Annotated in this window: 20 protein-coding genes and 1 pseudogene; 10 read left to right on the top strand and 11 right to left on the bottom strand. The window is 70.9% G+C overall.

The window, feature by feature from the left end; genetic code table 11:
- Positions 1–207: 207 nt before the first annotated feature.
- From KOI35_RS43260 to KOI35_RS43250, 3 genes are read right to left on the bottom strand one after another with little or no spacing between them, the layout of a single operon-like run.
- Positions 208–1,278: an alpha/beta hydrolase family protein gene (locus KOI35_RS43260; RefSeq protein WP_215795565.1), complete on the bottom strand. Its 1,071-nt coding sequence runs from the start codon at positions 1,276–1,278 to the stop codon at positions 208–210.
- Positions 1,279–1,289: 11 nt separating this feature from the next.
- Positions 1,290–2,666 (bottom strand): dihydrolipoamide acetyltransferase family protein, encoded by a 1,377-nt coding sequence (locus KOI35_RS43255; RefSeq protein ID WP_215795563.1) that lies wholly within the window; start codon positions 2,664–2,666, stop codon positions 1,290–1,292.
- 19 nt (positions 2,667–2,685) lie between these two features.
- Positions 2,686–4,854: an alpha-ketoacid dehydrogenase subunit alpha/beta gene (locus KOI35_RS43250; RefSeq protein WP_215795562.1), complete on the bottom strand. Its 2,169-nt coding sequence runs from the start codon at positions 4,852–4,854 to the stop codon at positions 2,686–2,688.
- Between the two features lie 123 nt (positions 4,855–4,977).
- Between KOI35_RS43250 and KOI35_RS43245 the strand changes: the two genes are divergently transcribed.
- From KOI35_RS43245 to KOI35_RS43225, 5 genes and pseudogenes are all read left to right on the top strand, one after another.
- A complete protein-coding gene (locus KOI35_RS43245) occupies positions 4,978–5,475 on the top strand; it encodes a VOC family protein (protein WP_215795561.1) in 498 nt (165 codons plus the stop codon).
- Positions 5,472–6,116 carry a GntR family transcriptional regulator gene (locus KOI35_RS43240; protein ID WP_215795560.1) on the top strand — a complete coding sequence of 215 codons (645 nt, stop codon included), beginning with the start codon at positions 5,472–5,474 and terminating at the stop codon, positions 6,114–6,116. The genes KOI35_RS43245 and KOI35_RS43240 overlap by 4 nt, the downstream gene beginning before the upstream one ends.
- Positions 6,116–6,595: a (2Fe-2S)-binding protein gene (locus KOI35_RS43235; protein ID WP_215795559.1), complete on the top strand. Its 480-nt coding sequence runs from the start codon at positions 6,116–6,118 to the stop codon at positions 6,593–6,595. The genes KOI35_RS43240 and KOI35_RS43235 overlap by 1 nt, the downstream gene beginning before the upstream one ends.
- Positions 6,588–6,887: pseudogene (locus KOI35_RS43230) on the top strand (molybdopterin cofactor-binding domain-containing protein); the annotation flags it as partial. The gene KOI35_RS43235 and the pseudogene KOI35_RS43230, both read left to right, overlap by 8 nt.
- 397 nt (positions 6,888–7,284) lie before the next feature.
- Positions 7,285–8,712 (top strand): molybdopterin cofactor-binding domain-containing protein, encoded by a 1,428-nt coding sequence (locus KOI35_RS43225; RefSeq protein WP_215795558.1) that lies wholly within the window; start codon positions 7,285–7,287, stop codon positions 8,710–8,712.
- Between the two features lie 73 nt (positions 8,713–8,785).
- Here KOI35_RS43225 and KOI35_RS43220 read toward each other — a convergent pair whose 3' ends face one another.
- The 7 genes from KOI35_RS43220 to KOI35_RS43190 are packed head-to-tail and all read right to left on the bottom strand — an operon-like array spanning position 8,786 to position 17,025.
- Positions 8,786–10,207, bottom strand: coding sequence for an NAD-dependent succinate-semialdehyde dehydrogenase (locus KOI35_RS43220; RefSeq protein ID WP_215795557.1), 1,422 nt, complete (start codon positions 10,205–10,207; stop codon positions 8,786–8,788).
- 11 nt (positions 10,208–10,218) lie between these two features.
- Positions 10,219–11,457: a M24 family metallopeptidase gene (locus tag KOI35_RS43215; protein WP_215795556.1), complete on the bottom strand. Its 1,239-nt coding sequence runs from the start codon at positions 11,455–11,457 to the stop codon at positions 10,219–10,221.
- A complete protein-coding gene (locus KOI35_RS43210; RefSeq protein ID WP_215795555.1) occupies positions 11,454–12,374 on the bottom strand; it encodes an NAD(P)-dependent oxidoreductase in 921 nt (306 codons plus the stop codon). Before KOI35_RS43210 ends, KOI35_RS43215 begins: the two co-directional genes overlap by 4 nt.
- On the bottom strand, positions 12,375–13,115 hold the full coding sequence (locus KOI35_RS43205) for an ABC transporter ATP-binding protein (protein WP_215795554.1): 741 nt from the start codon (positions 13,113–13,115) through the stop codon (positions 12,375–12,377).
- Entirely contained in the window at positions 13,102–14,904 is a 1,803-nt protein-coding gene (locus KOI35_RS43200; RefSeq protein WP_246614732.1) for a branched-chain amino acid ABC transporter ATP-binding protein/permease, read from the bottom strand. Before KOI35_RS43200 ends, KOI35_RS43205 begins: the two co-directional genes overlap by 14 nt.
- Positions 14,901–15,779, bottom strand: coding sequence for a branched-chain amino acid ABC transporter permease (locus KOI35_RS43195; protein WP_215795553.1), 879 nt, complete (start codon positions 15,777–15,779; stop codon positions 14,901–14,903). The genes KOI35_RS43200 and KOI35_RS43195 overlap by 4 nt, the downstream gene beginning before the upstream one ends.
- Positions 15,780–15,786: 7 nt before the next feature.
- Positions 15,787–17,025: an amino acid ABC transporter substrate-binding protein gene (locus tag KOI35_RS43190; protein ID WP_215795552.1), complete on the bottom strand. Its 1,239-nt coding sequence runs from the start codon at positions 17,023–17,025 to the stop codon at positions 15,787–15,789.
- A 146-nt stretch (positions 17,026–17,171) separates the two neighbouring features.
- Here KOI35_RS43190 and KOI35_RS43185 point away from each other — a divergent pair, with 146 nt between their 5' ends.
- The 5 genes from KOI35_RS43185 to KOI35_RS43165 all read left to right on the top strand — a co-directional run bounded on the left by KOI35_RS43185 (position 17,172) and on the right by KOI35_RS43165 (position 21,928).
- Entirely contained in the window at positions 17,172–18,008 is an 837-nt protein-coding gene (locus KOI35_RS43185) for a substrate-binding domain-containing protein (protein WP_215795551.1), read from the top strand.
- The gene (locus KOI35_RS43180; RefSeq protein ID WP_215795550.1) at positions 18,005–19,147 is read left to right on the top strand and encodes an MFS transporter; all 1,143 of its coding nucleotides are present in this window, start codon (positions 18,005–18,007) and stop codon (positions 19,145–19,147) included. The genes KOI35_RS43185 and KOI35_RS43180 overlap by 4 nt, the downstream gene beginning before the upstream one ends.
- Positions 19,148–19,167: 20 nt before the next feature.
- Positions 19,168–20,187, top strand: coding sequence for a LacI family DNA-binding transcriptional regulator (locus tag KOI35_RS43175; RefSeq protein WP_215795549.1), 1,020 nt, complete (start codon positions 19,168–19,170; stop codon positions 20,185–20,187).
- 134 nt (positions 20,188–20,321) lie between these two features.
- Positions 20,322–21,413: a hypothetical protein gene (locus KOI35_RS43170; protein ID WP_215795548.1), complete on the top strand. Its 1,092-nt coding sequence runs from the start codon at positions 20,322–20,324 to the stop codon at positions 21,411–21,413.
- The gene (locus tag KOI35_RS43165; RefSeq protein WP_215795547.1) at positions 21,410–21,928 is read left to right on the top strand and encodes a SigE family RNA polymerase sigma factor; all 519 of its coding nucleotides are present in this window, start codon (positions 21,410–21,412) and stop codon (positions 21,926–21,928) included. Before KOI35_RS43170 ends, KOI35_RS43165 begins: the two co-directional genes overlap by 4 nt.
- 50 nt (positions 21,929–21,978) lie before the next feature.
- On the opposite strand, the gene KOI35_RS43160 is transcribed toward KOI35_RS43165, so the two are convergent.
- Entirely contained in the window at positions 21,979–22,368 is a 390-nt protein-coding gene (locus KOI35_RS43160; RefSeq protein WP_215795546.1) for a hypothetical protein, read from the bottom strand.
- Between the last annotated feature and the right edge of the window lie 63 nt (positions 22,369–22,431).

The raw sequence follows: 22,431 nt of genomic DNA, 5'->3' as shown, positions 1-22,431 counted from the left end.
TTCGGCGGCGGGCGTCCCCCTCTTATCGACCGTTCGCGGCCGGGCGTGAGCTTTGGTCCGACATCAGGGCCGATGCGGCGCGGACGCCTGATCGGCCGGTCGGCCGCTCGGTCGCCCCGTCTGCCGGCCGGTCGGTCGGTCGCCCCGTCTGCCGGCCGGTCGGTCGGTCGCCCCGTCCGCCGGTCGGCCGGTCCGCCGGTCGGCCAGTCAGGGCTGTGGAGGCGCGGACAGCTGGTCGGCCATCCAGTCGGCGATCATCGGGCGGGCCTTCGAGGGCAGGTTGGAGACGCCGTGGTTGCCGGTGGGGAAGTTGACGAAGGTGCCCTTGGGAGTCTCGTCGGCCTGACGCTGGGTCTGCTGCCACGGGATCAGCCGGTCGAGCTTCCCGGTGATGTAGAGCGCCGGGACGCTGATCCGCCCGCACACACCGGTCAGGTCGAGGGTGAGGGCGATCCGGCGGCCCTCCTCCTCGTCGCGGGCGCCGGCCTTGACGGTGAACGTCTGCCGGGTCATCGGGGGCAGGTCGTCCCACATGTCGCCGAAGCGGAACGGCCCGCTGATGCCGGCCACGGCGGCGACGCGCGGCTCGAACGCCACGGCCCGCGGCGCGTAGTAGCCACCGAGGCTGACCCCGGCCACGCCGATGCGGTCGTGGTCGAGGTCGTCGCGACCGGCCAGCAGGTCGAGCAGCGGGGTCAGGGCCACCTCGTAGTCGGGGCGGATCGGCAGCACCAGCCCGGTCTCGCCCTGGCCCGGCCCGTCGAGCGAGACGGTGGCCAGCCCGCGATCGAGGAACGACTGCTCGAAGTAGAAGAACTCCTCCTTCGTCGAGTCCAGCCCCGGGATCACCACCACGTAGGGCGGGCGCTCGACGCCGGGCGGTCGGCGCAGGTTCGCAAAGGCGGTCACGCCCTCGACGGCGATCTCGAGACGCTCGGCCGTGGGGTCGAGACGGGCCAGCGCGGTGATCGTCTCCTGCACCGACCGGCGGGTGGCCTCGGCGGCCAGGTCGAGGTCGACCATCCAGACGAACTTGCCGAAGTGCCGGTTCACCGAGGCCCGGCGCCAGGCCTGGCCGGCCGTGACCAGGTGACCGTTGGCGTCGGCCTCGCGGGCGAACTCGGCCTGCTCGTCGGCGGTGCGGTTCCACTGCGGCAGCCAGTCGTCCCAGCTGTCGGTGCGGGCCACCGTCGCCATCAGGTCGTTGTAGTCGACGCCGTTCTGAATCAGGCGCGGCCCCCAGTGGGCCAGGGCGGTCTCGATCGCGGAGTCGGGCACGGGTACCTCCGTCAAACCAGGATGCGGATCGGAGCCTCGAGCAGGCCGAGGAAGTGCGCCATCCAGCGGGCGGCGAGCGCCCCGTCGACCGGACGGTGGTCGACGGAGAGCGTCACCCGCAGGACGGTGGCCACGGCCGGGACGCCGTCGGTGACGACGGCTTCGGGCCGGGCCGCGCCGACGGCCAGGATGGCCGCCTGCGGTGGGTTGATCACGGCGCTGAACTCCTCGGTGCCGTAGACACCGAGGTTGGTCACGGTGAGGGTGCCGCCCTCCAGTTCGTCCTGCCGCAGCTTGCCGTCGCGGGCACGGCCGACGAGGTCGGCGCTGACGCCCGCCAGCGCCGACACGGTCAACCGCTGCGCCCCGCGCACCACCGGCGTGACCAGCCCGTGCTCGGTAGCAACGGCCACCGACAGGTCGACGTCGTGGAACCGCCGCACCGCACCCTCGGTCCACACGACGTTCATGTCGGGGATCGCCGCATGCGTACGCGCCGCCGCCGCGACGATCAGATCGTTCACCGAGATCTTGACGCCGGCACCCGAGTTGAGCTGACTCCGCAGGGCGAGCAGCTCGTCGACGCGGGCACTCCCCCGGATCGAGAACACCGGCGTCTCGCGGGCGGCCTCGGACAGCCGCGTGGCAATCGCCCGCCGCATCCGCGTGTGCGGAATCTCGTCATACCCCGACGCGGTCCGGACTCCGGACCCGGCCGGGCCGGCAGCACGGACCGGCGTGGCGGCCGTAGCCGGGCCGGCGGCGGTGGGCGAGGCTCCGTCGGCAACCGGACTGACCTCAGCGGGCGTAACGGGCGAGGCCGGGCCTGCGGTCGGGTTCGCCGGTTCAGGCACGGAGGCCGGGTTCGCCGGCGCGGCGATCGCCGGTGCGGTGGGCGCGGCGCGGCGCGCGGCGAGCACCTGGTGGACGTCGTCGCGGACGATGCGGCCGTTCGGGCCCGTGCCGCGCAGGTCTTCGACCCGCACGTCGTTGTCGCGGGCGAGCCGGCGGGCGAGCGGGCTGGCGAACACCCGGGCCGGGGCGGTCGCGGCCGGCTCGGCGTTCTGCGTCACCTCGCGCGCGCCGGCCGGGGTCGGCTCGTCGGCGGCGGCCGGCGCTCCCCCGACCAGCCGCCCGACGAGCTCGTCGACGTCGGCGATGACCTCGCCCGGCGCGGCCAGCACGGCCATCGGGGTGCCGACCGAGACGGCCTTGCCCGGCTCGACCAGGAACCGGACCAGCACGCCGTCGGCGTCGGCCGGCACGTCGACCACGGCCTTGTCGGTCTCGACGGTGGCGATCGCGTCACCGGCCTTGAAGGCCACGTTCTCGGCGACCGGCCACTCGCTGAGCACCGCCTCGATCATGTTGGCGGAGATCTCGGGCATCCTCAGCAGGCTCGCCATCTCACGCCTCCCCGACCTGGCGCAGAGCCTCGGCCACTTCCTCGCGGCGCGCGTAGGCCGCCCGCTCGAGGACCTTGCTGATGCTCGGTGACGCCTCGCGCCCGGTGACCCGCTGGATCGGGGCGTCGAGCCAGTCGAAAAAACGCCGCTGGATCTCGTCGGACAGCCAGCCCCCGTACGAGGTGCCGACCGGCCCCTGCTCGACGATCAGCACCCGGTTGGTCTTGCGGATGCTGGCGCCCACCGTCTCCCAGTCGAGGCTGGCCCGGTCGAGCCAGCGCAGGTCGATCACCTCGGCGTCCACCCCGGACTCCTCGACGGCCGCGAGCGCCTCGGCGACCATCGACAGGTAGGCCACCACGGTCACCGCCTCGCCGCTGCGCCGGACGGCCGCCTGCCCGACCGGCAGGTGGTAGTCGTAGTCGTCGACCGGACCGGGCCCGGTGCTGTTGTAGAGGTCGACGTGTTCGATGACGACCACCGGGTCTTCGCAGCGCAGGGCCGCGTTCATGAGCCCCACGTAGTCGTAGGGGGTCGAGGGCGCGACGATCCGCCAGCCGGGCGCGGTGGCGAAGACGCCGGCCGGGTCCATCGAGTGCTGGGAGCCGTAGCCCGAGCCGGTCGCCACCTTGCTGCGGAGCACGAACGGCACCGGGCCGTCGCCACCGAACATGTGCCGCGCCTTGCCGACCTGGTTGAAGAGCTGGTCGGCGGCGACCCACATGAAGTCGGCGTACATGAACTCGACCACCGGCCGGAACCGCCCGTCGAGGGCGATGCCGCCGGCCAGGCCGGTGAAGGCGTTCTCGCTGATCGGGGTGCCGAGGATGCGGTCGGGGAACGTGTCCTTGAGGCCCTTGGTCGCGCCGTTGGTGCCCCCGCTGAGACGGTGGATGTCTTCACCCATGACCACGATGCGGTCGTCGTCGGTCATCCGGCGGCGCATCACCTCGGCCACCGCGTCGATGAACTTCATCTCGTGGGTGGCGATGTCATCGCCGGCCGGGCGGGCGCCCTCGAACTCGCTGAGGTCGCCGCGCACGCCCACGTCGACGAAGGCCGGGTCGGGCCACTCGGCCGGGCGGATCTGCCGCTCCCCCGGTTTGCCGCCGGGCTTCGGCTCGAGCAGGACCCCGCCCGCCTCGGTCATGGCCGCCTTGGACGCCGCCACGGCCGCGTCGTGGGCCTCGCCGGTCAGCAGGCCGCGCCGGATCATGTGACCGGCCAGCCGGTCGATCGGGTCGCGGGCGCGCCACTGGGACTCCTCGTCCTTGGTGCGGTAGCGGAACGCGCTGCCCGGGAACGGGCCGTTCTGATGGAAGTAGCGGTAGGTGTCGGCCTCGATGAGTGTGGGGCCGTGACCTGCGCGCATGTGGTCGGCGGCGGCCCGCATCGCCAGGTGCACGGCCAGTGGATCCATGCCGTCGACCCGCCAGCTGGCGATGCCGAAGCCGGGGCCGCGGGCGGACAGGCGGGGCTCGCCGGTGGCCTCGGCAACGCTGGTGGACACCGCGTATTGATTGTTCTCGACGAAGAAGCAGACCGGCAGGCGCCAGGCGGCGGCCAGGTTGAACGTCTCGAGGGTGGAGCCGATGTTGGCCGCGCCGTCGCCGAAGTAGGTGACCGCGACCGCGTCGGTGCCGGCCTGCCGCCCGGCCCAGGCGAAGCCGGCCGCGAGCGGGACGCCACCGCCGACGATGGCGTTGGTGCCCATCGCGCCGGCTTCCTTCCACTGCAGGTGCATCGAGCCACCGCGGCCGTGGCTGTAGCCGCGGGCCAGTCCGCAGATCTCGGCCAGGGTGCGCAGCAGCACCGTGCGGATCTCGTCGGGCAGCTCGGCGGTCAGGTCGAAGCCCTTGGGCGCGACGTGCTGCAGCGCCTTGGCCAGGAACTGGTGGTGGCCGCGGTGGGATCCGTTGATCTCGTCGCCCGGGGCGAGCGCGAGAACCGAGCCGACGGCCCCGCCCTCCTGCCCGATGCTGGAGTGGGCCGGGCCGTGCACCAGACCGGCGGCGGCAAGCTCGAGGACGTATTCCTCGAAGGCACGGACGAGCACCAGCTGGTGGAACATCGCGGCGAGCAGGGCGGGATCGGCCGCGTCCCAGTCGTCGTCGGTGGCGACCAGCTCGGTCCATGCGGCGTCGGGGTGCAGCGGATTCAGCTCCGGCATCGGTGGGCCTCCTTCGTCCCGCCCAGGCTGCCACGCATTGGATCCAATTTCTAGTCCCAATCCCGGCTTTGCTCGACGTTCGCCGAGGCGGTAGGTTGGATTGGATCCAATAGGAGGTGCCGGATGGGAATGCCCGGGCTGCAGCGGCTCGACCACATCGGCTTCACCGTGCCTGACCTCGACGAGGCCCAGCGGTTCCTCGTCGACGTGCTCGGCTGCGAATACCTCTACTCGCTGGGGCCGTTCTCCGACGCGGGCACCTGGATGGCCGACCACCTCAACGTCCACCCGCGGGCGACCGTGCCGGAAAACCGGTTCTTCCGACTCGGCGGCCAGGCGATCTTCGAGGTGTTCCGCTACACCTGCCCCGATCAGCGCACCGAGCCGCCGCGTAACAGCGACGTCGGCGGCCACCACGTTGCGCTCTACGTCGACGACCTCGACGCCGCCGTCGCCCACCTGCGCGAGCACGACGTCACCGTGCTCGGCGACCCGACGGCGAGCCGCGGGCCGCACGAGGGCCAGCGGTGGGTCTACTTCCTGGCACCATGGGGCATGCAGTTCGAGCTGGTGTCCTACCCCCAGGGGCGGGCGTTCTTCCGAAACGAGACTGACCGATGACCGTCGCCACCCAGCGCATCGCCGCCCACCTGCGCAGCGCGATCCTCGGCGGCCACATCGCCCCCGGCGAGCGGGTCCGCCAGGAAGATGTGGCCCAGGAGCTCGGGGCCAGCCGGCTGCCGGTGCGTGAGGCGCTGCAGATGCTCGCGGCCGAGGGAATGATCGAGCACGAGCCCAACAAGGGCGCCCGGGTCCCCTGGCTGTCCATGCGCGAGGTCGACGTCATGTACAAGATGCGCGAGCAGCTCGAGCCGCTGGCGCTGTCCGAGAGCATGCCGTTCCTGACCCCGGGCGACCTGCTGCGGCTCGAGGAGATCCAGGACGAGATCGAGGCCGGGGTCGAGGTCGAGCAGTTCCTGGCCCTCGACCGCGAGTTCCACCTGCGCACCTACAGCGCCTGCGGCATCGACCATCTGACCTCGACGGTGACCCGGTTGTGGAACTCGACGCAGTACTACCGCCGCGCCTTCATGCACATCAGCGGCCCGAGCCGGCGCTGGGTGGTCAACGCCGAGCATCGCCTGCTGATGGACGCGCTGGGCCGCCGCGACGAGATCGACGCCGGACGGTTCCTGGCCGGCCACATCCGGCGGACGCGCATCGAGCTCAACCGGCATCCCGAGGTCTTCGGGGAGGACTGATGACTGAGTTCCTGGTCAACGGCGAACAGCAGCGAATCGAGGCGGACCCGGAGACCCAGCTGCTCTATGTGCTACGCAACGAACTCGGCTTGATGGGGGCCCGGTTCGGCTGCGGGCTCGGGCTGTGCGGAGCGTGTTTCGTCCACGTCGACGGGGTGTCCGTGCCGTCCTGCGACACGCCGGTGTGGTCGCTCGAGGGCAAGTCGGTCGTGACGATCGAGGGCCTGACGCCGCATCCGGTGCAGCAGGCGTTCCTCGACGAGCAGGCGGCCCAGTGCGGTTATTGCGTGACCGGCATCGTGATGACGGCGGCGGCACTGCTCGAACGCGATCCGCATCCCGGCCCGGCCGAGGTGGCGGCGGCGCTCGACCGCCATCTGTGCCGCTGCGGCGCCCAGCAGCGCATGATCCGAGCCGTGGTGAAGGCCGGCGCCACCACGCCGGAGGCGGACCCGACACCGGGATCGGCCGATGCCTGAGCTGCCGCCCAGCCTCGCGGCCAACCCGATCCTGGCGCGCTGGATCCAGCCGCGGTCCGACGGCACGATCACCGTGCGGGTCGGCAAGGTCGAGCTCGGGCAGGGCATCGTCACCGCCCTGGCTCAGATCGCGGCCGACGAACTGGGTGTCGACATCGCGGCGATCCGGATGCTCCCGGCCGGTCCCGACGGGCCCGACGAGGGGCTCACCGCGGGCAGCCTCTCGATCATGAACTCCGGTCCGGCCGTCCGGGTCGCCGCGGCCAACGTCCGCGAGCAGTTCGCCGCCGCAGCCCGCGCGAGCACGGAACCAGTCACGGCCAGCGCGAGCACGGAACCAGTCACGGCCAGCGCGAGCACCGAACCGGCCACAAACGGCGCGAGCGCAGAACGGGTCGCCGCGAACACGTTCTCTTATGCGGAGTGGGCGGGGCGGGTCGATCTCGAGGTCGACGCTGACCCGGCGGTTCCGCTGCGCGGCGGGTCGGAGTTCGTCGGCACCGACGTGGCGCGGTTCGACCTGCCGGACAAGGTGTTCGGGCGGCCGCGCTACATCCAGGACATGCGCCTGCCGGGGCAGCTGTTCGGGCGTACGGTCAAGCCGCCCTCGCGGGGTGCCGTCCTGCTCGGTCGAGCCGGAGTTGCCGGGGAGCGTGACGCTCGTACGGGAAGGAAGTTTTCTCGGGGTTGTGGGGCCGGACGAGGCCGTCGTGGTGCGGGCGGCCGAGCTGGTGCGCAAGGCGGCGCGGTGGGCCGAGCACGACTCGTTGCCGGCGGAGGACGAGCTCGACAAGTTCCTGCGCACCGGGCCGCACGAGACGATCACCGTGGCCGACGACGGCGAGGATCCGCCGGCCGGGCGGGTGGTGCGGGCGACCTACAGCCGGCCGTTCGTGGCGCACGCCTCAATGGCACCCAGCTGCGGCATCGCCGTCTGGCGCGGGCCGGGACGGGTCGACGTGTGGTCGCACAGTCAGGGGGTGTTTCCGCTGGCGCGGGCCATCGCGGGGGCACTCGGGCTCGAGGCGGAGGCGGTGCGGGTCGAGCACGCCGAGAACGCGGGCTGCTACGGGCACAACGCGGCCGACGACGCCGCGTTCGATGCGGTGCTGCTGGCTCGCGCCGTGCCCGGCACGCCCGTGCAGGTGTTGTGGAGCCGCCAGGACGAACTGGCCTGGGCGCCGTTCGGGTCGGCGATGACGGCCGACGTCGCCGCGACCCTGTCGCCCGAGGGCCTGCTGTCGTCGTGGGAGTACGACGTGTACAGCCAGGGGCACACGGCTCGCCCGGGTTATGCGGGCGTTCCGGGGCTGTTGTCGGCGACGCTGCTGGATCCGCCGGCGATCTATCCGGCGGCCGTCGATCCGCCGGCTGCGGCCGGGGCCGGGAGCACCAGGAACGCGTTGCCGGGCTACGACCTGCCGCGCCGCCGGATCACCGGGCATCGCCTGATCGAGTCGCCGATCCGCAGCTCGGCCATGCGCGGGCTGGGCGCCTATCTCAACGTGTTCGCCATCGAGTCGTTCCTGGACGAGGCGTCCGCCGCGGCCGGTCGTGATCCGCTGGAGTTCCGGCTCGCGCACCTGAGCGATCCACGTGGGCGGCGGGTGCTCGAGACTGCGGCCGAGGCCGCGGGCTGGGGCCGGCCACGGGACGACGGGGTCGGGCTGGGGCTGGGATACGCCCGGTACAAGGGCCGTGGCGCCTACTGCGCGGTCGTGGCCGAGGTGGAGGCCGAGACCGAGGTCCGGGTGCGGCGGCTGCACATCGCGGTCGACGTCGGGCTGGTCGTCAACCCGGACGGGGTCCGCAACCAGATCGAGGGCGGCGCCACGCAGTCGGCGAGCTGGACGCTGGTCGAGCGGGTCCGCTTCGACCGACGGCAGGTGACCAGCGATACCTGGGAGTCCTATCCGATCCTGCGGTTCTCGCAGACGCCGGCGATCGATGTCACCGTGATCGACAGCGCGGAGCCGTCGCTCGGTGCCGGCGAGGCCGCTCAGGGTCCGACCGCCGCCGCAATCGCCAATGCCGTGGCCGCCGCCATCGACGTCCGGGTCCGCGACCTGCCCCTGACCACCGAGGCGATCATCGCCGCGATCAACCGCGACACCTGAGCCCTGCCACAGCCGCGAAGGGCGTTGAGCCCGGTGCGGGAGCGGGCACCGGGCTCAACGATCAGGGGGCGGGTTACCAGTTGGTGGCGATGTACTTGGACTCGAGGTAGTCGAGCATCCCCTCGTGCCCGCCTTCGCGCCCGATGCCGCTCTGCTTGACGCCGCCGAACGGGGCGGCGGGATCGCTGACCAGCCCACGGTTCAGGCCGACCATGCCGGCTTCGAGGGCCTCGCTCACCCGCAGGCCGCGGGCCAGGTCGGTGGTGTAGACGTACGCGACGAGGCCGTACTCGGTGTCGTTGGCCATCGCGACCGCCTCGGCCTCCGACTCGAAGGTGACGATCGGCGCCACCGGCCCGAAGATCTCCTCGCGCAGGATCGGCGAGTCGGGCGCGACCCCGGTCAGCACCGTCGGCGGGTAGAAGAACCCGGCGCCGGACGGACGCGATCCGCCGGTGGTGGCCGTCGCACCGCCGGAGAGTGCGCCCTGCACGAGCGAGTCGACCTTGGCCACCGTGTCCTCGTTGACCAGCGGACCGACCTGCGTGTCCTCAGCCGTACCGGGCCCGACCCGCAGCGCCGACATGCGAGCGGCGAGCCGCGACGCGAACTCGGACGCCACCGACGCCTCGACGTAGAAACGGTTCGCGGCCGTACAGGCCTCTCCCCCGTTGCGCATCTTGGCGATCATCGCGCCCTCGATCGCCGCATCCAGATCGGCGTCGCCGAACACCACGAACGGCGCGTTGCCGCCGAGCTCCATCGACGTGTTCACCACGTTGTCGGCCGCCTGGGCCAGCAGGATCCGGCCCACCTCGGTGGAACCGGTGAAGGACACCTTGCGTACGCGGGAATCATGCAACATGGCCGAGACCACCTTGCCCGAGCTGCGTGACGGCAGGACGTTGACGACACCGTCGGGCACGCCGGCCTCGGCGAGAATGGCCGCCATGGCCAGCGCGGTCAGGGGCGTGTCGCTGGCCGGCTTGAGCACCACCGTGCACCCGGCCGCCAGCGCCGGACCGATCTTGCGGGTGGCCATCGCGGCCGGGAAGTTCCATGGCGTGACCAGCACACACACCCCGACCGGCTGCCGCGTGACCAGGATCCGATTCGCGCCGGAGGGGGCCGTCGCGATCGAGCCGTTGGCCCGCACGGCCTCCTCGGCGTACCAGCGGAAGAATTCGGCCGCGTACGCCACCTCGCCGCGAGCGTCCACGAGGGCCTTGCCGTTCTCCAGACTGATCAACTTGGCCAGTTCCTCGGCGCGGTCGGTCATCAGCGTGAACGCCGTCCGCAGGATCTCGGACCGCACCCGCGGCGGTTGGGCCGCCCACTCCGCGGCGGCCGCGGCGGCAGCGTCGACGGCAGCGATCGCGCTCTCGACTGTGCCGTCGGCGACCGACGCGATCACGTCGCCGGTCGACGGGTCGAGAACGTCGAAGCGGGAGGCAGCCGGCACCCACTTGCCGCCGATGAAGAGATCGGTTTCCACGAGCAACGCTCCTAATAAGGATTGGCGACGACGAGATCTTCGGCGGGGAAGAGGGTCAGGATGCGCGGGCCGTCGGCGGTGACGACCACCTCCTCCTCGATGCGGGCGGCCGAGAAACCGTCGTCGGCGGGGCAATAGGTTTCCAGGGCGAAGACCATGCCGACCTGCAGCTCCACCGGGGCGGTCATGCTGTTGAGGCGCGAGATGATGGGGCGCTCGTGCAAGCCGAGGCCCAGCCCGTGCCCGAACTGCAGGCCAAACGCGGCCATCTCGTTCTCGAAACCGAAATCCGTCGCCTTGGGCCACACAGCCGCGATCTCGTCGGTGCCCACCCCGGGGCGCACAGTGGCGATCGCCGCGTCCATCCACTCGCGCGCCTTCGCATAGGCGGCCCGTTGCGACGCCGTCGACCGGCCCACTCCGAGGGTGCGGTAGTAGCACGTCCGGTAGCCGTTGAACGAGTGGATGATGTCGAAGAACGCCTGGTCGCCGGGCCGGATGATGCGGTCCGAGAAGTTGTGCGGGTGCGGGTTGCAGCGTTCCCCGCTGACCGCGTTGATCGCCTCGACCTGGTCGGACCCCATCTCGTACAGGCGCTTGTTGGCCATGGCCACGATCTCGTTCTCGCGGATCCCGGGCTTGAGCACCTCGACGATGTCCTGGTAGACGCCGTCGACCATGGCCGCCGCCTGGTTGAGCAGGATGATCTCGTCCGGCGACTTGATCAGCCGGGCGTCGAGCATGAGCTGCTGGCAGTCCACGACCTTGAGGCCCTGCCGCTGCATCTCGAACAGGAACGCCGGCTCGACGATGTCCACGCCGACCGGGTGATCGAGGAGCCCGGCGTCGGAGAGCATCCCTTTGATTTCCCGTACGGCGGATTCCATGAGCCCGGCCGACGGGGCGATCGCGCCGCGCATCCCCAGCATGCCCGCGCGGCAGTCGGCGTCGTCGAGCCACGGCGCGTACAGCTTGTGGTGCCGGGCGGCCGACCCGAAGTCCCACAGCGTCGGACCGCCCGAGCGGGTGAGCAGCGCGTAGCGGGTCATCTTGTCGCCGAGGGCTCCGCCGATCCACGTCTGGGTGGTGTAGCGGATGTTGTAGAAGTCGAACAGCAGGAACGCGCCGCACTCGGAGCCGGCCAGGGCCTTCTGCGCGCGCTCGAGCCGGTAGCGTCGCAGCCGGTCGAAGTCGAGGCGCTCCTCGTAGTCGACCGCCATGTGCCCCGGGGCGGGGATGGGCCGGCTCATGCGGAGAGCCCGTCGTCGACCGGCGTGTCCTCGGGCTTGAGGGTCATGCCGGCGGCGGCCGCGGCCTGGTCGAGCAGGATCGCGAAGTCCTCGGTGACCCGGCCGCTGGAGACGGTCTGCTGCACCAGCTGGGCGGTCAGCGCGGCCAGGGGCATCGGCACGTCGAGCTCGTGCCCGACGGCCAGGCCGAGGTCGAAATCCTTGCGCAGCAGCAGCGGCGTGAACGTCGGCGTGTAGTCGAGGTGCACGAAGGCCGGTGACTTGTAGCGGGTGAAGACCGAGCCCATCACGCTGTCGTTGAGGAACTCGAGGAAGGCCGCCCGGGAGACGCCGCCCTTCTCGGCCAGCACGGTGATCTCGGCCATGCACTGGGTGACGACGCCGAGCATCAGGTTGTGGCAGATCTTCACGAGCCGGGCCACGTCGCCCTCGCCCACATAGGTCACCGACTTGCCGATGGTCGCGAGCAGGGGCTGCACCTGCTCGAAGGTGTCGAGCGGACCGGAGGCGGCGATCGACAGTTTGCCCGCCGCGGCCACCTTGCCGTTGCCGCTGACCGGCGCGGCCAGGAAGGCCACGCCGCGGGTCAGGCACTCGGCCCGCACCCGCTCGGACGACTCGGTCGAGACGGTCGAGCAGTCGACCAGGATCCGCGGCACCGATGCCGGGTCGGCGAGCAGGCCACCGTCGCCGAGCAGCACCTGTTCGAGGTCGGCCGGGGTCGAGACCATCGTGAACACGATGTCGCGCGAGCGGAGGTCGGCGATGGAGTCGACGACGGCGCAGCCGGTGTCCTCGGCCTTGGACCGGGTCCGGTTCCAGACGGCGGGCGCGTAACCCGCCCGGTCGAGCCGGGACACCATGGAGGAACCCATGCGGCCCGCGCCGATCCAGCCGACGGTGAGGTTGTCCGACATCTAGTTACTCCTCTGGGACTGTGCTGGGGCTGAACCACCGAGATAAAGGGACGCCATTTCGGGGTGATCACGGACTTCGGCGGCGGTGCCGGTGAGGCGGACCTTGCCGCCCTCCATGACCACGCCATGGGTGGCCAGGCCGAGACCGAGCCGGACGTTCTGCTCGACCAGCAGCACGGTCGTACCGCCGGCGTTCAGGCTCTGGATCAGCGTGGCCACGCCGGCCAGGCTGCGCGGGTCGAGGCCGAGCGACGGCTCGTCGAGCAGCAGCAGCTTCGGGTCGAGCATCAGGCAGCGGGCGATCTCGACCATGCGCCGCTGACCGCCGGACAGGTTGCCGGCCGGGTCACCGGACCGTTCGGCGACGATCGGGATGCGCTCCACGATCGAGGCGTAGCGGGAGGCCAGCAGCTTGCGGTCGCGCCGGATCAGGTAGCCGCCGAGCATCACGTTCTCCCGGACGGTCATGCCCGGGAACAGCGCCTGCGACTGCGGCACCTGGGTGATGCCGTGGGCCAGGATCCGGTCCGGGGCCAGCGAGTCGAGCCTGGTCCCGGTCATTTCGATCGATCCCGTACGGCATTTGAGCAGCCCGCTGATGACCCGCAGCACGGTCGACTTGCCGGCGCCGTTGGGCCCGACGATGCAGGTGACCGTGTTGTCGGGGCAGTGCAGGTCGACGCCCTGCAGCACGTTCCCGCCGTTGCCGTAGCCGGCCGTGACGTCCTTAAGCGTGAGCATCCTGCGGCCTCCAGTCGTCGCCGAGGTACGCGTCCAGCACCACCGGGTCCTCGCGGATCTGCCCGGGTGGCCCGGAGGCGATGCACGAGCCGCGGGCGAACACGTGCACCGGGTCGCACAGGTCGAGCACGAGCGGGATGTTGTGCTCGACGACCAGGAACGAGACGCCGGCCTGGTTCAGTTCGCGGATCACCCCGGTCAGCCGGCCGAGCAGTGACGGGTTGACGCCACCGGCCGGTTCGTCGAGCAGGATCAGCTCGGGCGAGAGCATCAGTACCTGCGCGAGTTCGACGAGCTTCTGTTGCCCGTACGAGAGATCGCCCGCCTTCTGATCCGCGAAGCGCGCCAGCCCGACGATGCCGAGCAACTCCCGCGCCCGGGCCGCCTCGTGGCCGCTGACCGCGTCGGCCAGCATGGTCCGCAGCCGCCCGTCGGGCAGGGGTGCGACCACGTTCTGCAGCACCGTCATGTCCTTGAAGAGCCGGGTCACCTGGAAGGTGCGCCCGAGTCCGAGGTGCCCGCGGGTCCAGGGCGCCAGCTTCTCGATCCGCTTGCCGTTGAACGTGATCGTGCCCGAGTCGGCCTGCATGTTGCCGGTGATCAGGTTGAACAGGGTGGTCTTGCCGGATCCGTTGGGTCCGATCAGCGCCGTGATCGACCCACGTTCGACGGTCAGGTCGGCGTTGTCGACCGCGGTCAGGCCGCCGAACCGCTTGGTGACGCCACGCACCTCGAGCAGAGGAGCAGAGGAAACCGGAGACGAGGGAAGCCGATCACGAACGATCGCCGCCGACTTCAAAGCCCCCTCCTGGTCCGTGTACTCCGTCTCGACCGGGTGCCGGCGCCGATACATCCCGATGAAGGTCGGCAGCAGCCCGGCCGGCAGGAAGAGCACGACCGCGACCAGGATCAGCCCCAGGATCAGGACCCGGGACTGGGTGCTGCCGCCGTACACGGTGGCCGCCTCGTTGATCAGCGAGACGATGAACGCGCCGAGCACCGGCCCGTACAGGGTGCCGCGCCCGCCGACCAGGGCCGACAGCACGATCAGGACGCTGCCCAGGATGGCGAACGACCCGACCGGGTTGAGGAAGGTCTGGTAGTACGCGTAGACACCGCCGGCCACGCCGATGAAGAAGCTGCTGGCCCCGTACGCCATGATCTTGAAAACGGTCGTGTTGACGCCGATCGAGGCGGCCTTGCCCTCGTCCTCGCGGATGGCGATCAGCCCGGTGCCGAACTTGGTGCGGGCGATCCAGGCGCTGAACAGCACCGCGAGTACGAGCAGGATCAGGAACGCGTAGTAGAACGGGATGTTCTGGAAGTCGCTGCTCCAGAACGGCAGCTCGAGCGTGATGCCGTCGGAGCCGTTGGTCAGGCCGTCCCAGTTGGTCGCCACGATCTGCGCCGACAGCAGCAGCGCAATGGTGATGATGACGAAGGCGTGACCACGGGTACGCAACACCACCGACCCGAACACCACCGCGACGACCACGGCGGTGACGCCGCCGAGCGGGGCGACCCACAGCGGGTTGACGCCGGTGTGCAGAGCGATGATGGCCGCCGTGTACGACCCCAGGCCCAGGAACATGCTGTGGCCGAGGGAGATGTATCCGGCGTACCCGGAAATGATGTTCCACCCGGAGGCCTGGATGGCCAGCAGGAACGCGATCAGCAGAACGCCTTGCGGGTACGGCTGCCACGGGTTGATGACCGGATAGAGGATCAGGGCCAGCAGGACGATGCCGGCGACCAGGTGCTGCCTCGGTATGCGGCGGATCAGAGTCATACCGCGTCCTCTCGGAGCCGGGCGCCGAACAACCCCTGCGGGCGGGCCAGCAGCACGACCATGATCACGAGGTAGAAGACCAGCGTGGACCACTGCAGCGACCCGTACGTGGCGGTTAAGGTCTCGGCCAGGCCGAGAATCAGAGCTCCGCACAGGGCGCCGGGCAGGCTGCCCATGCCGCCCAGCACGACGATGCCGAGCAGCCGGGAGATCCAGTCGTAGTGCGACGCCGGGAAGAACGGGTAGAGCACCGAGAGGATCGACCCGCCCACCCCGGCGCTCGCGCTGCCGAGCGCGAACGCCAGAGCGGCGGTGGCCGTCGCGCCGATGCCCACCAGGGCCGCGGCCGACGGGTTCTGCGAGGTGGCACGGATGGCCCGGCCCGTCCAGGTGCGGGTGAGCACCAGATACAGCCCGCCCAGCACGACCATGGCGGCGAGGAATCCGTACACCTGGGCCTTGGGGAGCAGGATGTCGCCCACCCGGAAGCTCTCCTCGAAATACGACGGGGTCGCCGACCGGAACCGGTTGCCGGTCACGATGTTCAGCACGCCCTCGATGACCAGGGCGATGCCGAAGGTCAGGAGCACCGACATCGAGGCCGCCTGCCCGCGGATCCGGCTGATCACGAACCGGTGCATCAGCCAGCCGAGGCCGAACATCAGCGGGGCGGTGACGACCGAGGCGAGGATCGGGTCGAGCCCGGTCGCCCGCCACAGCCACCAGGTGAACGTCGCGACCAGGATGAGAAACGCCCCTTGCGCGATGTTGACGATCCGCAGCACCCCGAAGATGAGCGTCAGGCCACTGGCCATCAGCGCATAGATGCCACCGATCAGGACACCGAGCGCGAGCGCCTGGACGAACTGGGCCATGAACAGCTCACTTCCAGTCGGGCTTGGGGTTGACGACGGTCTGCGTGGTCGCCGCCTCGGCCGGCGCGACCACCTGGGCCTTGCCGCTCTGCCACTGTCCGAGCAGGAACTTGCCCTTCGGCTCGCCGGTGGCTTCCCAGCTGAGCGGGCCGAGGATGGTGGTCACCTGGTTGGCGTGCAGCCAGTCGGCGATCTTGGTCTGGTCGATGGCACCGACCGCGGCGACGCCGGCTTCGAGCACCTCGGCCGCCGCGTACGCGTCCGCCGCGTCCTCGGCCGGGTCGGCGTTGGAGAACTTGGCCTTGTAGTCGGCCACGAACTCGGCGTTCTTCTCGGTCTTGGCGTCCTGGTGCCAGCTGACCGTGTAGAAGACGCCCTCGGTGCTGCCCACGCCGACACCGTCGCTGTACTGACCGGCGTTGCTGGGGGCGGACGTCTGGAACATGATCTTCGGCGAGTACTGCAGCTGCTTGAGCGACCGGATCAGGCCGACGCCGTCCTCGAACACCGCGCCCTGGGCGATCAGGTCGGGCTTCTTGGCCGCCATCTGCTGGGCCACCGACTGGAAGTTCGTGGTGTCGGCCGGGTACGTCTCGGTGTAGACGGTCTGCACGCCGATCGCCTCGAGCTGCTTCTTCATGCTCTCGATGACCGGCGCCGCGAACGGGTCGTCCTGGATCGGGTAGGCCGCCGTCTTGGGTCTCTGATCGGCGGGCAGCGACTGGATCCACTCGACGAACACGTCGGCCTGGTGCGGCGCGGTGGCCGGCTGGGCGAAGAACAGATACTTGAAGTTGCGGGTGAACATGTTCGGCGCGCCACCGGCGGGCTCGACGAACACCATCCGGTTCTTCTCGGCGACGGCCGAGGCCGCGTAGTTGAGCAGCGACGAGAACGTGCCCAGCACCAGGTCGACCTTGTCCTGCGTGATCAGCTTGGTGTAGTCGCTGACCACCGTGTCCTGGTTGCTGGCGTCGTCCACGATCTTGAGCTGGACCTGGCGGCCGAGCAGGCCGCCGGCCTTGTTGATCTGGTCGGCCCACACCTCGTAGCCACGCTTGGCCTCGGTGCCGGGCTGGGAGAAGTCGCCCGTCAGCGGCAGCGAGATGCCGATGACCAGGGGCTTGTCGGTTTCGGAGGCAGCCTTCTCGGACGGACGGGAACCGCAGGCGGCCAGCGAGACGCTGAGCGCGGCGGCGAGAGAGGCAGCAAGGACGGATCGTCGGGAGACGGACTTTTCGATCATCGGGGCCCTCCAGGAGGGGGTGAGCCGGGCCGCAATCGTTTGCGTTGTGATGATGACCACGGTGTTACATCCGTGTCAATGGTGCGGAGAGTTGCAGGTAAATCAAGTCTTGTGTGACTGCAATCGAGTGCGGTTCACTACCGGGCATGGCGACATCGATCACACTCGGCTCGTTCACCCCGTCCGTGCTGCTGCGCGTCGCCCGGCGGCTCGGCCGTCTGCCCGCCGAGGTGACCGAGACGCTGGTGCCCTCCTCGCCGGCCCAGTTCCGCACGCTGCTCGACGGCGGTTACGACGCGGTGCTGACCAGCCCCGACAACGTCCTCGCCTACCGCTACAGCCCGGTCAACCCGCTCGGCGTCAACGCGCCGGTCTCGATGGTGGCGGCGATCGACCGCGGCATGGGCCTGGCGCTCTACGGCTCCTTGAAAAAACAAGCCCGCCTCGCGGTCGACGTTCCCGGTTCGGGCTTCGCCTTCGCCATGTACGCCCTGGCCGAGTCGCTCGGGTTCACCCGCGACGACTACGAGATCGTCCCACTCGGATCCACCCCCAACCGGCTCAAGGCCCTGCTCGCCGGCGAATGCGACGCCACCATGCTCAACGCCGGCAACGAGCTGCACGCCGAGGCAGCCGGATTCAAACCTCTTTCCCGTACGACGGAAGTCTGCGGCCCGTATCTCGGCACCGTCCTCGCCGCACTGGATCCCGAGCCGGTCGCCGGTCTGGGCGAGGCGCTCACCACGACGGCGGCCGAGATCGTCGCCGGCCGGCACGGCTACCTGGTCGTCGCGGCCGCCGTGGACGCGCTCGGCCTCACCGAGAAGCTCGCCGTCCGCTATCTCGAGCGGCTGCGCGACCCGGCCGAAGGGCTCGTGCCCGACGGCCAGGTCGACCGGCCCGCCCTCGAGACGCTGGTCGGGCTGCGCCGCCGGTTCGGCCCGGCCCTCGAGGGCGACCCGCTCGCCGCGGCCCTTCGGTGATCCGGCCGGTCCGGCTGCTCCAGGCCACCACGTTCGTCAGCACGATGGACCGCTTCACCATGCCGCCCATGCTGATCGTGATGGCGGGGGCCCTCGGGGTGCCCCTGTCGGCGGTGGTGCAGACGGCCGGGGTCTACTTCCTCGCGTACGGGATCATGCAGCCGGTCTGGGGTGTCGTGTCCGACCGTCTGGGCCGGGTCCGCACCCTGCGCCTGACTCTGCTCGCCGCCGGGGTGGCCGCCGCGGGCTCGGCCGCCGTGACCACGCTCGGCCAGCTCGGCGTGGCCCGGGCGCTGACCGGGGCGGCGATGAGCGCCGCGGTCCCGGCCAGCCTGATCTACGTCGGCGACACCGTGCCCGCCGAGCGGCGCCAGACCGAGGTCACCAACCTCATGGTCGGCGTCGCGCTCGGCACCGCCCTGGCCTCGGCCGGCGCCGGCCTGCTGGCGGTCGCGGTGAGCTGGCGGGCCGCGTTCCTCGCCTCCTCGGTCTGCGCGCTCACCCTCGCCTTCCTGCTGCGCGCCCTGCCCGAACCGGCCCGGAGCCGTCCGCCCGAGGGTCCACTGGCCCAGTTCGGCCGGCTCCTCCGCGCGCCGTGGGCTCTGCTGCTGCTCTTCCTCGCGTTCGTCGAGGGCGGCATCCTGCTCGGCGCCCTGACTCTGCTGCCCGCGGCCGTCGAGTCGACCGGGGTCAGCGCCGCGCTGGCCGGGGCGGTGACCGCCGTGTACGGGGTCGCGGTGCTGGTCGGGGCCCGGCTGACCGGGATCCTGTCGCGACGGTGGCCGGCCTGGCGGCTGATCGCGATCGGGGCGGTCGCGGCCGCCGCGGCGTGCGGTGTGGCGGCGGTGTCCCAGCGGGCCTGGGTGGCCGGCGCCGTGGCCGTACTGATCGGACTTGCGTGGGCGGCCATGCACTCGTCACTGCAGACCTGGGCCACCCAGGTGCTCCCGGCCGCCCGGGCCACGGTCGTGTCGTTGTTCGCCGGCTGCTTGTTCGCCGGCAGTGCCGCCTCGGCGGCGATCTTCGCGGGCGCCGCCGAGGCGGGCCGCTACGAGGTGGCCTATGTGTGCCTCGGACTGGTCACCATCCCGCTCGGACTCCTCGCCACCTTGGCGAGGGCACGCTGGAGGCCGTTATGACAGAGCCTAGAGTGGTCAGGATGACGGCCCCGACGCTCCGCGACGTCGCGCAGCTCGCGGGCGTGCACCCCGCGACCGCGTCCCGCGCGCTCAACCCGCAGACCCGCCCGCTGGTCAACGCGGACACTGCCCGCAAGGTGCTCAAGGCGGCCGAGTCGATCGGCTATCAGCCCAACCCGATCGCGCGCAGCCTCAAGACCTCCCGCAGCAGCACGGTCGGACTGGTAATCCCCGATCTGACCAACCCGCTGTTCCCGCCGATCGTGCGCGGCATCGAAGACGTGCTCACTCCCGCGGGCTACAACGCGTGGATCGTGAACACCGACAACGACCCCGGTCGCGAGGAGACGCAGATCGAGTCGCTGCGCTCGCGCCAGGTCGAGGGGCTGATCGTCGCCACCGCCCGCCGCGAGCACCCGCTGCTCGTCCGGCTCCAGCAGCACGGCGTCCGCATGGTGCTGATCAACCGCCGGGTCGACGGGATCGAACTGCCGTCGGTGGCCGCGGACGACGACACCGGCATCGCGCTCGCCGTGGCCCACCTGGCCGCGCTCGGGCACACCCGGATCGCCCATCTGGCCGGCCCGCAGCAGACCTCGACCGGCGTGGCCCGGGCCCGCGCGTTCCGGCACGCCATGATCGACAACGGGCTGGGCGACGACCCGGCCCTGACCGTCGAGTGCGGCTACTGGAGCGAGTCCGAGGGCGCCCAGGCGCTGCGGCGGCTGCTCGACTCGGGTGCGAAGTTCACCGCCGTCGTGGCGGGCAACGACCTGATCGCGCTCGGCTGCTACGACGTGTTCGCCGAGCGCGGCATGACCTGCCCCGACGACATGAGCGTGATCGGCTTCAACGAGATGCCGTTCCTCGACAAGATGCGCCCGCCGCTGACCACGGTGGCCATCCCCCACTACGAGATCGGCGTCGAGGCGGCCCGGCTGCTGCTCGACACGCTCGACGACCCGGAACGGCACCCGCGCTCGGTGCTGCTGGCGCCTTCCCTGGTCGTACGGGCGTCGACCGCGCCGCCTCGCGGATAAATCTTCGCGTCCGGACGGAACCGGACGTCTCCCCGATGCCTTTGCAGTGGTGACCGGTCTTTGATGGCCGATCTTTGGTGACCGGTCTCTGCATCGGCGGCCGGTCAACACCGCGACGGACACGGGGGAACGCGATGACGCAGCATCTCAGGCGATTGCTGGACGACGCGGTGTCCGGAGTCGAACCGGCCACGCCCGACCCGGTCGCGGCGGTCGTCCGGCGCAAACGGTCGCGGCGCCGCCGGACGGTCCTGGCCGCTGCGGTGACAACGCTCGCCGTGGCGCTCGGCGGCGTCGCCGTGGCCGGCTCTTTGGGCAGCGGCCCGCCGATCGAACCCGCTGCTCCGGAACGGCCCTCGTCCCCGGTGCGGGTGGTCGACGGCGCAGTGGTCGTGGGTGCGCTGCGGCTGCCGGTCCCGCCGGGCTGGAAGGTCGTCGAGGACGCCCCGGGCCGCATCCCGTGCTCGGAGAAGGACAAGATCGTTCTGATCGTGACCCCGGATTCCGGCGGGTGCGGGATCGCCGGAATCGAGGTGCGCACCGAGCAGCGCGTGCCGTTCCCGCCCGCGGGCGTGACGGACATGGGCGGGGTGGGCACGGCCGACGTCCTCTCCGCGCCGATCTCGCTCACCCTGCCCGGCGGTGAACCGGCCTGGCTGATGTCCCGCTTCGACTCCGAGGAGACGGCACCCGGCCGCGGAGAGTCCTACAGCTACTGGAACACCGTCGTGCTGCCGTGGTCGAAGGTCACTGTGACGCTGCGGGTCGACGGGCCCACGTCGGAACGGCTGGTCGAGACCATGACCACCCACCCCGCCCACGCGGGAGTTCTCGCACTGCCCGGCACCGTGACGACGGCGACGTTGACCGTGCCGGACTCGACCGGGACGACCTCCCGGGCGGGCCGCCGCGAGATCAAGGATCAGAAGACGATCGGGTCGGTCCTCCGGCTCCTACGCGAGCACAAGACCACCGTTCCAAACGGCAAGGCCTGCGCGAGCCCGGAGCAGCCGGCTCTGCGGCTCGAACTGGACCGGTTCGTCTTCCATCCGTCGACCTCGCCGGACGAACCCAAGGAGATCCCCGCCGGGCAGGAACAGATCTCGGTGGTGGTCACGCTCGGCGATTCCTGCCCGGAGGCGGTGTCGGCCGCGGGCGGGCGCGTACGCTTCGACGACAACGCCGTACGGGAACTGAAGAAGCTCTTCGGGCTGGGGGCCAGGTGAGCGAGGACGGCTTTGGCGAGTTCGTCACCGCCCGCTATCCGGCGCTGGTCCGCTACGGCGTGCTGCTGACCGGCGACCGCGGGCACGGCGAAGATCTGGCCCAGGAAGCGCTCGTCAAGACGTACCGGGCGTGGCGGCGGCTGCACGGCGAGGGCGATCCGGAGGCGTACACGCGGCGGGTCATGACGCGGGCGGCCTGGCGATCCGCGCGGCGGTTGTGGAAACGGGAGATCCCGGCTGAGGCTCCACCCGAGCGGGCCGCGGCCGGCGATGCGTACGCGGCGACCGACACCGCCGCGGTGGTGCTGGCCGCGCTGCGGGAACTGCCGGCGGCGCAGCGGGTCGTGCTGGTGCTGCGCTATTGGGCCGGGCTGTCCGAGCAGGAGATCGCGGCCCAGCTCGGCTGCTCGACCGGCACGGTGAAGAGCCGGGCCAGCCGGGCGATCGCTTCACTCCGGCGTACGGGCGGGCCGTTGGCCGACGCGTTCACCGAGAGCTCGTTGACACCGTTCTGACGCGGGGAAACGGAGAGCGGGCCGTGCCGAGGCACGGCCCGCTCCGTTGATCAGCGACCGCGGAACCAGTGCGTCCACGCGCCGCGGTAGTCGCCACCGCGGTAGCTGTTGTACCAGCCGCCGTACCAGTTGCTGTTGTCCCAGCGGTCGTTCCAGCTGTCGACCGTCAGGACCCAGGCCCCACGACCCCAGCCGCCCCGAACGCGGTCGCAGTCGTAGTCGTCCCAACGGTCGCGCCACTCGCCGATGCGACCGACCCGCTCGCACTCGCGCCGCGACTGGAAGTAGCCGACGACCTCGTCGTCGTCCCAGTAGCCGCGAGCCTGAGTCGAGACGCTGGACGTGGTGCCCTGCGCGGAACCGGCGGCGGTGGCGGCCTGAGCCGGACCAGCACCGACGGCAACCGCGGCGCCCAGACCGAGGCCGGCGATCGCGAGCATACGAGTTACGCGATTCATGATCTTTCCCCTCTCGACATAACGCTTGCGCAAGGAGAAAACCAC

The sequence above is a fragment of the Paractinoplanes bogorensis genome (assembly GCF_018829635.1).
GTDB classification, from domain to species: Bacteria; Actinomycetota; Actinomycetes; order Mycobacteriales; family Micromonosporaceae; genus Actinoplanes; species Actinoplanes bogorensis.
This window is presented reverse-complemented; position numbering and strand designations above follow the sequence as displayed.